Genomic DNA, 13,275 nt, shown 5'->3' with positions numbered 1-13,275 from the left:
TAACTATTCATTCCTAACTACTCACTCTTAATTTTTACTAATTACTAATTATCAAATGCGGCTATTTATCAGCACTGGCGAAGTATCTGGCGATTTACAAGGGTCGTTGCTAATTACAGCGCTGAAGCGTCAAGCTGTGGCGATTGGGTTGGAATTAGAGATTGTGGCGCTGGGTGGCGAAAAAATGGTAGAGGCTGGGGCAATTCTGCTGGGAAATACCAGTAGTATTGGCTCAATGGGTATTCAAGAAGGGCTGCCCTATATTTTACCGACTCTCCAGGTGCAACGTAAAGCGATCGCTTCCCTAAAACAAAATCCACCGGATTTAGTGGTGCTGATCGATTATATGACTCCCAATCTGGAAATCGGGACTTATATGAAACGGCACTTACCACATGTGCCTGTGGTGTATTATATTGCTCCTCAAGAGTGGGCTTGGTCAGTCAATTTGCGTAGAACTAACCGGATTGTTGGTTTTACAGATAAGCTGTTGGCAATTTTCCCACAAGAAGCCCGTTACTTTCACGAACAAGGGGCAAAAGTTAGTTGGGTAGGGCATCCCTTGGTTGACCGGATGCAAGACGCTCCTAGTAGGGAAGCAGCGCGTGCAACATTGGGGATTGCGCCAGAAGAAATTGCGATCGCACTCCTACCCGCCTCTCGCCGCCAAGAACTAAAATATCTTTTACCAATTATTTTTCAAGCTGCCCAAACTATTCAAGCTAAATTACCCGAAGTTCATTTTTGGATTCCCCTATCTTTGGAAGTCTATAGACAGCCAATTGAGGAGGCTATTGAGCGTTACGGTTTGCGGGCTACAGTCCTATTAGATCAACAAAAGGAAGTTTTTGCTGCGGCTGATTTAGCCATTAGCAAATCTGGTACTGTGAATCTAGAACTTGCTCTGTTAAATGTGCCGCAAGTTGTAGTTTATCGGCTCAGTCGTCTGACTGCGTGGATAGCTCGTAAAATCCTCAAAGGTTCTATAACCTTTGCATCGCCACCCAATTTAGTCGTGATGAAGCCGATTGTGCCAGAATTTTTACAAGAGCAAGCCACACCAGAGAATATTATCCAAGCGGCGATGGAACTGCTACTCAATCCTAGTCGCAGAGAGCAAACTTTGCTAGATTATCAGGAAATGCGGCAGAGTTTGGGAGAAATTGGAGTGTGCGATCGCGCTGCTCAAGAAATTTTGCAAATGCGACCAAATAATTCGTAGTTCGTAATTCGTAATTCGTAATTGAAAATAGAGAATCAATCAGTTTATTTAGGAGTAAAATTAAGTGCAAAGCATCTGTTTTTGCCAGAAGCCGCATTTATCCATAGGGTAATTATGAATTATGAATTATCAATTATGAATTATGTTAAGGTGTCATGGCTTATGAGATGAGAAAACAACGAGCGATCGCAGTTGACTTATTCGCTGGCGCAGGCGGTATGACTCTTGGATTTGAACAAGCTGGTTTTGATGTGCTGGCGTCTGTGGAAATCGACCCGATCCACTGTGCAACACATGAGTTTAACTTCCCTTATTGCTCAGTGTTATGTAAAAGTGTTGTGGATACAACCGGGGAAGAAATTAGGAATCGGTCTAAGATTGGCGATCGTGAAATTGATGTGGTAATTTGTGGCTCACCATGTCAAGGATTTTCCCTAATTGGTAAACGGGCTATTGATGATCCCCGAAACTCTTTGGTATTTCACTTTCATCGGCTGGTTTTTGAGCTAAAACCAAAGTTCTTTGTAATGGAAAATGTCCGGGGGATCACAGTTGGCGAACATAAACAAATACTCCAAGCCTTAATTAGCGAGTTTAGAATTCACGGCTATAAAGTAGAAGAAAATTACCAAATTCTCAACGCTGCAAATTACGGAGTCCCACAGTCCCGTGAGAGATTATTTCTCATAGGTGCAAGGGAGGATGTAGAATTACCGAAATATCCTCAGCCGATTAGTAAACAAGCATTACCAAATAATTTAACTTCTAAAAAAATATCTGATATTCCGTTGAGTCCTACAGTATGGGATGCAATTAGAGATTTACCTGAAATAGAAAAATATCCTGAGTTACTAACAAAAGATTGGGTTGTAGCAGAATACGAAAAGCCTAGTAACTATGCTCTTGTACTTCGCGGGATCAAATGCCTAGACGATGATTATTCTTACAAACGTGAATATGATTTGCGAATACTTTCTTCAAGTTTAAGAACAAAACATTCTGCGGAAACTATTAAACGTTTTCAGGAGACTCAACAAGGCGAGAGAGAAAAAATTAGTCGTTTTTATAAGCTGCATCCTGCTGGTGTCTGTAATACTTTAAGAGCCGGAACAGACAAGTATAGGGGTTCTTTCACATCTCCTAGACCGATTCATCCATTTACACCGCGTTGTATCACAGTCAGGGAAGCGGCGAGATTGCATTCTTACCCCGATTGGTTTAGATTTCATGTAACCAAATGGCACGGATTTCGACAAGTAGGTAACTCTGTACCACCCCTACTAGCAAAGGCTGTGGCGGCGGAAATTATTCGCAGTTTGAATTTTTCGCCTTTTAAGCCGAGTTTCCCATACAAGTTGCCAGAGGAGAAGCTATTACAGTTTAATATTTCGCAAGCGGCACAATATTATCAGTGTGGCTGTTAAGAATACACTTTGTAATATGTGCAAGCTTGTACTAAGTCCAAGCACGGAAGAATGTACTATCTTCCCAGATATTAGCAGTCCGCCCTGCGATCGCTGCCAATTCTTGCTCCTTAAGAGGCACAAAAGCCCGCGCTATCTTGACATTTTTCTCTAATTGTGCAATAGTCTCTGCCGCAATTACACAACAATGTACTCCAGGCTGAGACATTGTGTAACCTAAAGCTTGCTCCATACCTGTCAACCCACCTGATTTAAACAGCCGACCATAAGCCGGGACTTTCATCGCAATCACACCGACATTTTTTTCTTGAGCTACTGGTAGAACCACTGGGATAAATGGATGTGGGTGGTGTTTGTCGGCGGCATTCACAGGAATCAGTGTAGTGTGGAAAGGATAGCGGCGTAATCCTTCGGCAATTACTTGAGGGTCGTGATGTCCGGTAATACCTGCGAACCGCACCAATTTTTGTTGTATGGCTTCTTCCAAAGCTTTAATTGCGCCAGATGCACTAAAGATGGTGTCGAGTTCTTCGGAAAAAGAAACGCGATGCAACTGCCACAAATCGAGATAATCTGTATTGAGACGTTTAAGCGATCGCTCCAATTCTCGCCATGCACCATCCCGATCTCTTTGATCAGTCTTGCTTGCTAGAAACAGCTTTGAGCGATGGGGTGGTAACACTTTGCCTAAATAATCTTCACTCGGCCCATAACTAGGTGCTGTATCAAAGTAGCGAATACCAAGTTCTAGCGCTCTTTGAATAATTGCCGTAGCATCACTCTCTTTTCCTTCCCAGGATAGCGGGGTTTGTCCTGCCCCTCCTAACCCGAAGATCGGGAGTTTTACTTTTGTGCGTCCCAACACCCGTTCTGGCATAGTTGCTGGGGGTGTTGCGATGTTGGTAGTATTTTCCTGAAAAGCATTAGTTGCCACAATACCTCCAGTTACAGCAATGCTGGTAATTAAGAAATTACGCCGCGTTTTTCCTTCTGTCATGATTGGCTTCGGGGGCGAAATAACTTTTATTATAAAATTTTAGCTAGGGAGAATTAACCGGATATCCTTCTAAAGGATAAATCCATCACATTTCATCAGGATAGGTAAAAATAAGAGCGATGTCTACGACGGGCTACGCCTACGCGCTCACAAATTTTCTATAAACTCTTCAGGTGTGACTTTTGCTTGCTTAAGAACACCACTGAGTGTACCAACTTTTAACTCGCGGTGGAGTGGTACAACACAAACAATCTCTCCTTCAAGAGTTGGTTTTTTAAGTACAACATGACTACCAGTTTGTCTAGTTTGAATAAATCCTAAGCGCTCTAATGCACGAATTGCCTCATTGCCTGATATTCTTGGCAATCTAGGCATAGCTGACCTCTATACTCGTTACAAATCTGGGACTAGCATCAGTGTCGAGCAAAGGAGATTCTTCTAGGTATAGCCTTGTAGCTTCTTTAAGATTAGCAAGAGCTTCTTCAATTGTTTCACCTTGGTCAACTGTGCCGACTTCAGGACATTCAGCAACATACATATCTTCTTCTTTGTGAATAATGGCAGTTAATGTTTTGGTCTTCATAGGGTTTTATTTTGATAGAGATAGTTGAGCGATGTCTACGACGGGCGTAGAGATGCAGCACTGCTTTTTCTAGTTTAATTTTGAGGTGCGTAGGCGTAGCCCGTCGTAGACATCGCTTCCCTTATTATCAACAGAATTTTTCTCAGCATAGTTTAGATTTATCTGATATTCTTTGATTTTTTGTTGAGCGACTACATAATTGGGGCTAGAAGATGGCACAGTTTTCATAAGTGCGATCGCAGATTCCCACTCACTCACAACTGTCTTCCACTCATCTGGAGATTTTGCTGATTGAGTAAGGTTAGCTGCATTGATTGCTTTACTTACTGCTTCTGGGAATGTATCAGTTTTAAGTAACACAGTTGGCGATTCTGAAGTCATTTGTGAGGGTGTAACTAATACAGACTTTGATGGTATTTGTGTTGCGATTTTAGAGGTTAGGGGAAGTATTTCTCCGAACTTAGAATAGAAGTATATTCCTATAGGAATTAAAAATATCAAACAAATGAGCAGCAAATTTTTATTTAAATTACGATACTTGCGTGGAGCCTTAATAATTGTAGTTTCTTCCTCATTCGATGAAATATTTGATTTTATTTTGTGTAAGCCCATTTTACCACGTAATATATTGAGTTCTTTATCTGTATTCAAATCAGTGTTAGATTTACTTGCATCTGTTTTTTGATTACCAGAATAAGTAGATATTAATCGTCGTCTTACCAAATATTCAATTTGATAAGTTAGTGCCCCAGCAGAAATATAGAACAGCCCAATTATTCCTATTACATTATTGTTAATATTTTGCATTTTTGTGTAATATTCAATTGGTCTAGCGTAGCTAAGATTAAAGAATGGTAGGAGGATTATAGATAAACAAGCTGCTATCAGTATAGAAATTGCAATTACAAGCCAAGCGTACAATCCTTCCCACCAACTCATTATTCCTGGTAATAATCCTTGTGTTCTACCTATTTCAGGTGCCTGAATTTCTGATACAAACCGACTAATAAGCAAGTGTAAGCAGTGATGAGTCCAAGAAATTATAGGAATTGGAGATAAGATTAACAGTATTGTAAATAGAGCAAATAAGTCAGGACTGTTTACAAAATATGCGATACGGTAGCCTACCTTTCCAGTATTAGTGACTAGAAATATAATAAATCTCAAAAATAGAGTCAAAATCAATGCTTTTAACCAAGAACTAGGATAAGGAAACCATAAAGGCCAGTAAAAGGTTTGTAGCTTTTGCTTAGTAACTTCCTGAGTATTCGGCTGTGTCATAACCAATAAATCCAAAAACCTGAGATAATATCTTCTATCTCAGGATTCCCAATTTACAGGTAAAAGCAACATTTTTAGAATATTTCCAGCCCGATGTTTAAAATTTACATAGATTTATTAAATTTATTACAAAAGCCCTAATTTTAGGCTTTTTCTCTGCGCCTCTGCGTGAAACAAAATAAAATACTAGCGTTCTTTTGTAATCATAGAGCTACCATTACTAATACTTACTTTTTGAATAAAAACGTTCGTACAAGATGATAAAATATCAGTGCTTATTTGATTAGCAATAATTTCAAAATCTTGGCTTGTTAATCCGCGTGCAGTATCGCCACTTAAGTTAATACAAATAGTTAGGGTTTGAGGATTCCTGGAAAACTGTTCATTATCTACTGTTTCTAGTTCAGCTTCTGCTATGCCTAAATCAAACTCTTTACTCCAAGCTGGAAAGTCGTTGCCCGTTTGCTGTCCATAAACTTTCACTATTTCAATAGATGCAGCCTTTAAAGCCGTTAGCCCTTTGCGGACAAATGCAACTGAAATTCGCTGATTTGGTACTTGGGCAGATTCTAGCATTACCTCTAAGCAAGCATCTTTGAAGGCAACTTTTGCAGTGATTGCTTTCGGGCGTAGGTGGCGGTTCATCAGAGATGCGATCGCCTGTACATCTCCCTGTCTTGCAAGTTTTAGAATATTCGGCTGTGTCATAACCAATAAAAGAGAAAATCTGGAAAAATAAACTTATATTCTCAGGATTCCCTTTTGACAGCCTTAAGTAACATTATGATGCAATATATCAGCTAACCTGGGCTAAAATATCTAGTATAAAGATAGTCTTTCATAGACTTTTGCAAAAAATATATTTTTCCGGCATCAATATCAAAAATTACTGTTTGTTTTCTCTGCTTGCCAAATTACCAGGATTTAGATCAATCAATTTAATTCCAAATTAAAACATGAAGATTTATCAAGATTATGCTTGGCCATTGACACTGGAGGAAGCCATAGTTGTCCAAGAAAAGCTGGGAGATCAAGTAATTACTGAGGATCAATTTCAAGAACCTATCCAGTACGTTGCTGGTGTGGATATGGGTTTTGAAGCTGATGGAACAATTAGCCGTGCAGCTGTCGCAGTACTGAGTTTTCCTGATTTGCAAGTAGTTGAGACAAGCCTAGCACACCGTCCTACGACCTTTCCCTATATTCCTGGGTTCCTCTCGTTTCGGGAAATTCCAGCTGTTCTCGATGCGCTGGAAAAGATTAAAACAACACCAGATATCATCCTGTGTGATGGTCAGGGAATTGCCCATCCCCGCAGATTAGGTATAGCTAGCCATTTAGGGTTACTTATAGATATGCCAACAATTGGTGTAGCCAAGTCCAGGTTGATAGGTAAGCATGAGGAATTGCCAGAAACAAAAGGCAGCACGCAACCACTGATATATAAGGGTGAAACGATTGGGGCAGTTTTGCGATCGCGCACAGGAGTAAAACCTCTCTACATCTCCAGTGGTCATCGGATTAGTTTATCGACAGCGATTGACTATGTATTACGCTGTACGCCAAAATATCGGCTGCCAGAAACTACACGCATTGCTGATAAATTAGCCTCGGCGAAATAAAGCGAAACCTCACCCCCAACCCCTCTCCTTACTAAGGAGAGGGGGGATAAAGCTTGTTGAAGTTTTTTCTAAATAGTTGCTTGCACCGACTCAATCGTGTTAGGAATCGCACAGAAAGAAGTTGAAGTAACTAAATACGAGTTATGAAGTTAGAACAATGAACGCACTAACTTTACAGTGGCACGATGCAGGTCAAGATAAAACTCAGAACATTTATGAACAACAGCCAAGTCAAAATCCTGGCACTGTCCGCATCGGTCGCGATCGCCTCCAGTGCGATATTGTTCTGAGTCACCCCACTGTCTCTGGTCTGCACGTTGAAATATTTTTTGATCACCAGCAACAGCGCTTTTATATCAGAAATTTGCGATCGCAAAATCCCCCCGTTGTCGATGGACGCCAATTAGTCCAAGGTGAAATGCCTTTAACCGAAGGCAGTTGTATCTCTTTGGGACAAATAAAACTCAACGTTACTAACATTTCCACGGGCAGTATTCCAGCAACAATTTTGCTGCCACCCCATCCACAGCCAGGAGTTTATGGCTTAGAATGCCCCAAATGTCATAAGGTTTCCCCAGGAGAGAATCTATACATAGGCTGTCGTTGGTGTGGAACATCTTTAGCTGCGGCTGTGAGTGTGATCGTAGTAGGGAGTTAGGAGTAGAGACGCGATTAATCGCGTCTGTACAAGAGTTAGGAGTAGAGGCGATTAATCGCGTCTGTTAGGAGTAGAGACTGGAGAAAAGTTTTTTCCATGCCCAATTATAAATAACCAATGACCAATGACAAATGACAAATGACAAATGACTTACAAATCCAATTGAGTTGGGAAGAACCAGCGACGGGTGAACGGCGAGAACCAAGGTTGAATATGCCGATCGCTTTTGGTCGAGAATTCGCTCGCTTACCTGCTGAACTTAGGGGAGTGCGGGTTTCTAGGATGCTGCTTAACAGTAATGAAGTTTCTCGCTACCATGCCCTAATTGACTGGGAACAAGACCATCTGGTGGTGATTGACCAAGGTAGCGTTAACGGTGTGTATGTCAATGGTCAACCACAAACGCGCAGTGTTCTGGCTAATGGCGATACGTTGCAAATTGGCCCCTATGTGATAATGGTGACATTTGCTGCGATCGCTTCTGCACCAAATACCAGCCCCCCTTCAACGATTCATTTCAATGCAAATACCAATCTTCCAGACCCCACGTTGCCTGTAATCCAGCCGCTAACGCCCTTGGCAAGTAATTTCCCGCCATTGGCATTTCAGGCACAAAAGGTCGCTGTGCAAGCACTTCATGCTACGGGATTACCAGTAGATGAATCTGATTATCTCGCGATCGGGGCGGGACTGGGTAGCTTTTTTTGGGCTGATTTGCTGCGAATTAGTGGTGTGCGTGCTGAGAAGATTGTGGCTTTGGGATTAGAGGCGGAGCCTTATGCTCGTTACAAGCGCCTTTGTTTGAATTCGCAAATTCCCTTACATGAAAGACTGCGTTCTAATTCTGACTCTTGTCCTGATAATATTTGGGGCTGGCCTAGTTATGCCTTGCGTGAGGCTTGGCACGATTTCACCAAGGGACAGATGAAATCAGCATTCAAGTATTTGTGGCAAGTGTTTGCTGAACCAACATTTGCAGAAACTTATACTCCCCGTGCGGGTAATGTCTTTGATTCCATAGATAGGGAAGCCAAGCGCATTGGCTGGAATCAAATTTATCGCTATGGGCGAGTTAGGGGAATTCGCAAAACTGATGATGGCAGATATTGCGTAGCCTATTCTCGCGCCCCAGGAAATTATGCTTTTTTAGTTAGTCGTTATTTACATTTAGCTACTGGGTATCCAGCGATTCAGTTTCTCCCAGATTTGCAAGCTTATAGGGAAAAATATCAAGATTTTAAATCTGTAGTCAATGCTTATGAAGCTCACGATCATGTTTATCAGCAACTAGAGCAACAAGGTGGTACCGTGTTGATTCGGGGGCGGGGAATCGTGGCTTCGCGGATTTTCCAGCGAATTTATGAAGCCAGAAAGCGAAATCAGAATATTTCAGTTTTGCATTTAATGCGATCGCCTAAACCCCAAGGCAACAAATTTCAAAATGCCCAGCGCCTAGTCAAAAATCATTACGAATTTCAACCCTTTAACTGGCCTAAAGCCTGTTGGGGCGGCGAACTCCGGGCAATGTTAGAAAAAGCGAGTCCCGATGAACGCAAGCGTTTACTAGCAGACTGGGGTGGAACTACCACCGCCGACCGGCACGACTGGCAACAAATTACTGCCCAAGGGTTAAGCGAAGGCTGGTATCAAATTACCTTCGGTGAAGTTCTGGATGTGGAACGAGATGCCCAAAACCGGACTATTACCCGTATCCGAGAGCAAAGCTTTGGGGAAATGAAATTGCTCGCTGACTTTATTGTTGATGCTACTGGACTGGATGCCAAGGTAGATGCCAATCCCCTAATAGCAGATTTGGTGAAACATTACAACCTCCCAGTGAACCATCTGGGGCGATTGACTGTAGCGAACAATTTTGAATTAGTAGAAATGCGTAGTGATAGAGGTCAGATGTATGCTGCTGGGGCTATTACTTTAGGTGGCCCCTATGCAGCAGTTGATAGTTTCTTGGGCTTGCAGTATGCCGCATTAGTCGCCGTTGATGGACTCGCCGCCGCCCGTGCGCCTGGAGTCCAAAGGTTGAATGTTATAAGTTCCTTTGGGCAGTGGTTGAAGTGGGTGTTAAATCAGTCACCTTAGTATTAAGAGGCAGAAGGCAGGAGGAATACAGTATTTAACTAGCTGTTTTGAGTACCAAACTCGAAATTTGAGGTTCAAAGGTGCAACTTCGAGGTTAAAAGGTGCAACTTCGAGGCTCAAAGGTTCAACTTCGAGGTTCAAAGGCTCAACGTTCAAGTTCAAAGGCTCAATGTTCAGGTTCAAAGGCTCAACGTTCAAGTTCAAAGGCTCAATGTTCAGGTTCAAAGGCTCAACGTTCGAGTTCAAAGGCTCAACGTTCGAGTTCAAAGGTTCAACGTTCGAGTTCAAAGGTTCAAGTTAGCGCCTAAAACCTTAAGCTGCGTAGGTTGGGTTGAGGAACGAAACCCAACATTTCCGGGGCTTTAGTAAAGTGAGATATATTTTTTACATCAGCATTTGAGGGTATCAAGAAAAATGCGGAATTTTTTAATTTTTATACCCTAGCTAATGTGACTAAAAATAATGTAATCTGTTAAAAACGAATAAGCAGACACAAATTGGACGGTAATCCAGTGTCTGCTTTGCGTTTATACACTCCAGATGAGGTAAAAAGTTGAATAAACTATTTGCTTTGTTCGTTTATGCACACTTTTGCACAGTGGGCATTTATGTAACTAGCGTTTCATTGGGCTTAGTATCTGATTCTCTACCAGTTGGCTCTGCCTTGGTTATGCAACATAACACTTTGCTCTTACTATCTTATGCCCATAACAAAAGGAGGAAGGACTGAGAACAGCTAGATAGAACTTAATTACTCTCTACTCTAATCCATAAAAAGCCTAGCAAAATCGTTAGGCTTTTACTTTGTTTAGTGTAACTCTGCCTTAAAAAAAAGAGATACCCTATAAGTAGAAAGTAAGTAGAAAATAAGTAGAAAGTAAGTAGAAATTATTAAAACTGTCTATGCAATGGGCTGATTTTCTAGCCAATGAAGCTGCTACTCATAGCTTATCCCCAGAGCAAACGGCAACTTTTATAGAGCGTTTGAAGACTGAAAACTCAGGGAAGAGTGAGACAAAACTTGCCAGCGAATTAAACATTAGTGCGGCTGCTTTCAAAAAGCGGATGGCTGAGGTGTATGACAAATTCGCCCAGAGTTATCCTGAGTTAGCCAATTCTGAAAGCCGGGGTAAGCTAGAAAAGTTACGGGCTTACCTCACAGCAAAATATAATGGCGGGCAAGACTTCGGCGTGAGCGCTCAGTTGAACGTTGCCCAATCAACAATTAAAGAAATTCATCAAAATATTCCCCCGGCTGTCTCATTTGAAAAATTTGTGGGACGTGAGGCGGAACTACAAAAACTGCACCAGCTATTACAAACATCTCGGCAAGTTGCAATTGTCGCTGTGGCGGGTATGGGTGGAGTAGGCAAAACTGAACTCGCTACCCAATACGCCAAACAGCACTTGCAGAATTATCAAGGTGGGGTTTGCTGGTTATCAGCACAGGGTATTGATGTCGGAATTCAGATTTTCAGATTTGCAGAATTGAAATTTAAACTCATTGCACCGGACGATTGGGAATTAGCAGATAGGCTGAGATACTGCTGGCAAAATTGGCAACAAGGTGAAGTACTGCTGGTGTTTGATAATGTCACTGACTACAAAACACAGGTTCAGCCTTATTTACCCCCAGAATCACCCCGGTTTAAAGTATTGCTGACAACGCGCGAGAAATTTGACAGAACTTTACCGCAATTACCTTTAGGTGTTCTCAAACCATTGGCGGCGATGAAATTATTAAAATCGCTGGTTAATAGAGAACGACTTAAAAGCGAACCTTGGGTTGCGAGAAAAATTTGTAAATTCTTGGGATATTTGCCTTTGGCGTTAGAGTTAGTGGGGCGATATCTGGATACAATGCCAGATTTGTCTCTGGAAAAACTGCTGAAGCGGCTAGAGAAAAAGCGACTAGAACACGAAGCAATAGCCAAGGCTAACCCATTGATGCGTTATGAATATAGTGTTGCTGAAGCTTTTGAATTGAGTTGGGAACAGTTGGATGAAAATGCACAACACTTAGGCTGTTGGCTGAGTTTGTATGCTTTGGCTGACATTCCGTTATCTGTTGAGGCGATAGAAGATGACGATAAACAAGAACTCTGGGAGAAAGATATAGCTGAGTTGCGGAAACTGCATTTAATACAATGGCAGGCTAAAGGAATTTATCGTCTACATCCACTGATTCGGCAATTTTTCCAAATAAAGTTGGATGAGTCAAGTGAAGCAGATAAGGTGAAAACAAACTTTACAATGCAGATGATAGAGGTGGCAAAGCAAATTCCTCAACAGCCTAACCGTGAAGATATTTTCAACCTCACTCCCTTTATCCCCCACCTTGCAGAAGTTGTAACCCACCTTTCCCAATATCTCAGCGACGAGGATTTAATTTGGCCTTTCACAGGCTTAGGCTGGTTTTATGAAGGTCAAGGACTTTATCAGCAAGCAGAACCTTGGTACAAACTATGTGTAAAAGTAGCTGAAAATCGTCTTGGTTTAGAACATCCCAATGTCGCCACTAGCCTGAACAATCTCGCAGTACTCTACGAATCTACAGGACGCTACAGCCAAGCTGAACCCTTGTATCAGCAAGCTTTGGAACTGAGCAAACGCTTATTGGGAGACAACCATCCCAATGTCGCCACTAGCCTGAACAATCTTGCAGAACTCTACCGTTCTACAGGACGTTACAGCGAAGCTGAACCCTTGTATCAGCAAGCTTTGAAACTGACAAAACGCTTACTGGGAGACAACCATCCCAATGTCGCCACTAGCCTGAACAATCTCGCATTACTCTACGAATCTACAGGACGCTACAGCGAAGCTGAACCTCTGTATCATCAAGCTTTGGAATTGACAAAACGCTTACTGGGAGGCAACCATTCCAATGTCGCCACTAGCCTGAACAACCTCGCAGGACTCTACGAATCTACAGGACGCTACAGCGAAGCTGAACCCCTGTATCAGCAAGCTTTGGAACTGTGGAAACACTTACTGGGAGACAACCATCCCAATGTCGCCACTAGCCTGAACAATCTCGCATTACTCTACGGTTCTACAGGACGCTACAGCGAAGCTGAACCCCTGTATCAGCAAGCTTTGGAACTGTGGAAACACTTACTGGGAGACAACCATCCCGATGTCGTCGGTAGCTTGAACAATCTTGCAGCACTCTATCATTCTACAGGACGCTACAGCGAAGCTGAACCCCTGTATCAGCAAGCTTTGGCAATTTGTGAGAAGACTTTAGGTGTAGGTCATCCCCATACAATCAGGGTTAGGGGAAATTATGCAATCTTTTTAAGAGAAGCATATCGCTAACGATCGCACCCTTTCACAAAATCACACCAAATGGATGCCACACAACAGTTGTAGTTCAAATTTTAGCAGC

The 13,275-nt window shown here is 42.1% G+C and carries 12 protein-coding genes; 6 read left to right on the top strand and 6 right to left on the bottom strand.

Going from position 1 to position 13,275, the window contains the following annotated elements:
* Nucleotides 1–55: 55 nt before the first annotated feature.
* Both lpxB and HWQ23_RS26020 read left to right on the top strand, forming a co-directional pair.
* Complete coding sequence (lpxB, locus tag HWQ23_RS26025) at nucleotides 56–1,222, top strand: lipid-A-disaccharide synthase (protein ID WP_292834863.1); 1,167 nt, start codon at nucleotides 56–58, stop codon at nucleotides 1,220–1,222.
* A 155-nt stretch (nucleotides 1,223–1,377) separates the two neighbouring features.
* Nucleotides 1,378–2,646: a DNA cytosine methyltransferase gene (locus HWQ23_RS26020; protein WP_292834860.1), complete on the top strand. Its 1,269-nt coding sequence runs from the start codon at nucleotides 1,378–1,380 to the stop codon at nucleotides 2,644–2,646.
* Nucleotides 2,647–2,677: 31 nt separating this feature from the next.
* Here the strand turns inward: HWQ23_RS26020 and HWQ23_RS26015 are convergent, their stop codons facing one another.
* The 5 genes from HWQ23_RS26015 to HWQ23_RS25995 all read right to left on the bottom strand — a co-directional run bounded on the left by HWQ23_RS26015 (nucleotide 2,678) and on the right by HWQ23_RS25995 (nucleotide 6,215).
* Nucleotides 2,678–3,643, bottom strand: a complete 966-nt coding sequence (locus HWQ23_RS26015; RefSeq protein WP_292834857.1) for an aldo/keto reductase — start codon at nucleotides 3,641–3,643, stop codon at nucleotides 2,678–2,680.
* Nucleotides 3,644–3,790: 147 nt separating this feature from the next.
* Nucleotides 3,791–4,018 (bottom strand): type II toxin-antitoxin system HicA family toxin, encoded by a 228-nt coding sequence (locus tag HWQ23_RS26010; protein ID WP_292834854.1) that lies wholly within the window; start codon nucleotides 4,016–4,018, stop codon nucleotides 3,791–3,793.
* Nucleotides 4,011–4,226 carry a type II toxin-antitoxin system HicB family antitoxin gene (locus tag HWQ23_RS26005; RefSeq protein ID WP_292834851.1) on the bottom strand — a complete coding sequence of 72 codons (216 nt, stop codon included), beginning with the start codon at nucleotides 4,224–4,226 and terminating at the stop codon, nucleotides 4,011–4,013. The genes HWQ23_RS26010 and HWQ23_RS26005 overlap by 8 nt, the downstream gene beginning before the upstream one ends.
* Before the next feature lie 69 nt (nucleotides 4,227–4,295).
* Nucleotides 4,296–5,522: a hypothetical protein gene (locus tag HWQ23_RS26000; RefSeq protein ID WP_292834848.1), complete on the bottom strand. Its 1,227-nt coding sequence runs from the start codon at nucleotides 5,520–5,522 to the stop codon at nucleotides 4,296–4,298.
* Nucleotides 5,523–5,693: 171 nt separating this feature from the next.
* Nucleotides 5,694–6,215 carry a hypothetical protein gene (locus tag HWQ23_RS25995; RefSeq protein WP_292834845.1) on the bottom strand — a complete coding sequence of 174 codons (522 nt, stop codon included), beginning with the start codon at nucleotides 6,213–6,215 and terminating at the stop codon, nucleotides 5,694–5,696.
* A 248-nt stretch (nucleotides 6,216–6,463) separates the two neighbouring features.
* Here HWQ23_RS25995 and nfi point away from each other — a divergent pair, with 248 nt between their 5' ends.
* From nfi to HWQ23_RS25980, 3 genes are all read left to right on the top strand, one after another.
* Entirely contained in the window at nucleotides 6,464–7,129 is a 666-nt protein-coding gene (gene nfi, locus HWQ23_RS25990; RefSeq protein ID WP_292834842.1) for a deoxyribonuclease V, read from the top strand.
* Nucleotides 7,130–7,286: 157 nt separating this feature from the next.
* Nucleotides 7,287–7,787, top strand: coding sequence for an FHA domain-containing protein (locus HWQ23_RS25985; RefSeq protein WP_292834839.1), 501 nt, complete (start codon nucleotides 7,287–7,289; stop codon nucleotides 7,785–7,787).
* A 138-nt stretch (nucleotides 7,788–7,925) separates the two neighbouring features.
* Nucleotides 7,926–9,884, top strand: coding sequence for an FHA domain-containing protein (locus HWQ23_RS25980; RefSeq protein ID WP_292834836.1), 1,959 nt, complete (start codon nucleotides 7,926–7,928; stop codon nucleotides 9,882–9,884).
* Here the strand turns inward: HWQ23_RS25980 and HWQ23_RS25975 are convergent.
* The gene (locus HWQ23_RS25975) at nucleotides 9,876–10,172 is read right to left on the bottom strand and encodes a hypothetical protein (protein WP_292834833.1); all 297 of its coding nucleotides are present in this window, start codon (nucleotides 10,170–10,172) and stop codon (nucleotides 9,876–9,878) included. The two genes, HWQ23_RS25980 and HWQ23_RS25975, sit on opposite strands and share 9 nt — an antisense overlap.
* 615 nt (nucleotides 10,173–10,787) lie before the next feature.
* Between HWQ23_RS25975 and HWQ23_RS25970 the strand changes: the two genes are divergently transcribed.
* Nucleotides 10,788–13,205: a tetratricopeptide repeat protein gene (locus tag HWQ23_RS25970; RefSeq protein WP_292834830.1), complete on the top strand. Its 2,418-nt coding sequence runs from the start codon at nucleotides 10,788–10,790 to the stop codon at nucleotides 13,203–13,205.
* Nucleotides 13,206–13,275 lie beyond the last annotated feature (70 nt).

Source organism: Nostoc sp. JL33 (genome assembly GCF_017114985.1).
In the GTDB taxonomy this organism is placed as follows: Bacteria; Cyanobacteriota; Cyanobacteriia; order Cyanobacteriales; family Nostocaceae; genus Nostoc.
The sequence above is the reverse complement of the archived record's forward strand: the minus strand, read 5'-3'. Positions and strand labels throughout refer to the sequence as shown.

What these genes read in the sequence shown, in the direction of transcription:
- lpxB (WP_292834863.1), top strand. Translation starts at nt 56, where the DNA reads ATGCGGCTATTTATCAGCACTGGCGAAGTATCTGGCGATTTACAAGGG.
- HWQ23_RS26020 (WP_292834860.1), top strand. Translation starts at nt 1,378, where the DNA reads ATGGCTTATGAGATGAGAAAACAACGAGCGATCGCAGTTGACTTATTC.
- HWQ23_RS26015 (WP_292834857.1), bottom strand. Translation starts at nt 3,643, where the DNA reads ATGACAGAAGGAAAAACGCGGCGTAATTTCTTAATTACCAGCATTGCT.
- HWQ23_RS26010 (WP_292834854.1), bottom strand. Translation starts at nt 4,018, where the DNA reads ATGCCTAGATTGCCAAGAATATCAGGCAATGAGGCAATTCGTGCATTA.
- HWQ23_RS26005 (WP_292834851.1), bottom strand. Translation starts at nt 4,226, where the DNA reads ATGAAGACCAAAACATTAACTGCCATTATTCACAAAGAAGAAGATATG.
- HWQ23_RS25995 (WP_292834845.1), bottom strand. Translation starts at nt 6,215, where the DNA reads ATGACACAGCCGAATATTCTAAAACTTGCAAGACAGGGAGATGTACAG.
- nfi (WP_292834842.1), top strand. Translation starts at nt 6,464, where the DNA reads ATGAAGATTTATCAAGATTATGCTTGGCCATTGACACTGGAGGAAGCC.
- HWQ23_RS25985 (WP_292834839.1), top strand. Translation starts at nt 7,287, where the DNA reads ATGAACGCACTAACTTTACAGTGGCACGATGCAGGTCAAGATAAAACT.
- HWQ23_RS25980 (WP_292834836.1), top strand. Translation starts at nt 7,926, where the DNA reads ATGACAAATGACTTACAAATCCAATTGAGTTGGGAAGAACCAGCGACG.
- HWQ23_RS25970 (WP_292834830.1), top strand. Translation starts at nt 10,788, where the DNA reads ATGCAATGGGCTGATTTTCTAGCCAATGAAGCTGCTACTCATAGCTTA.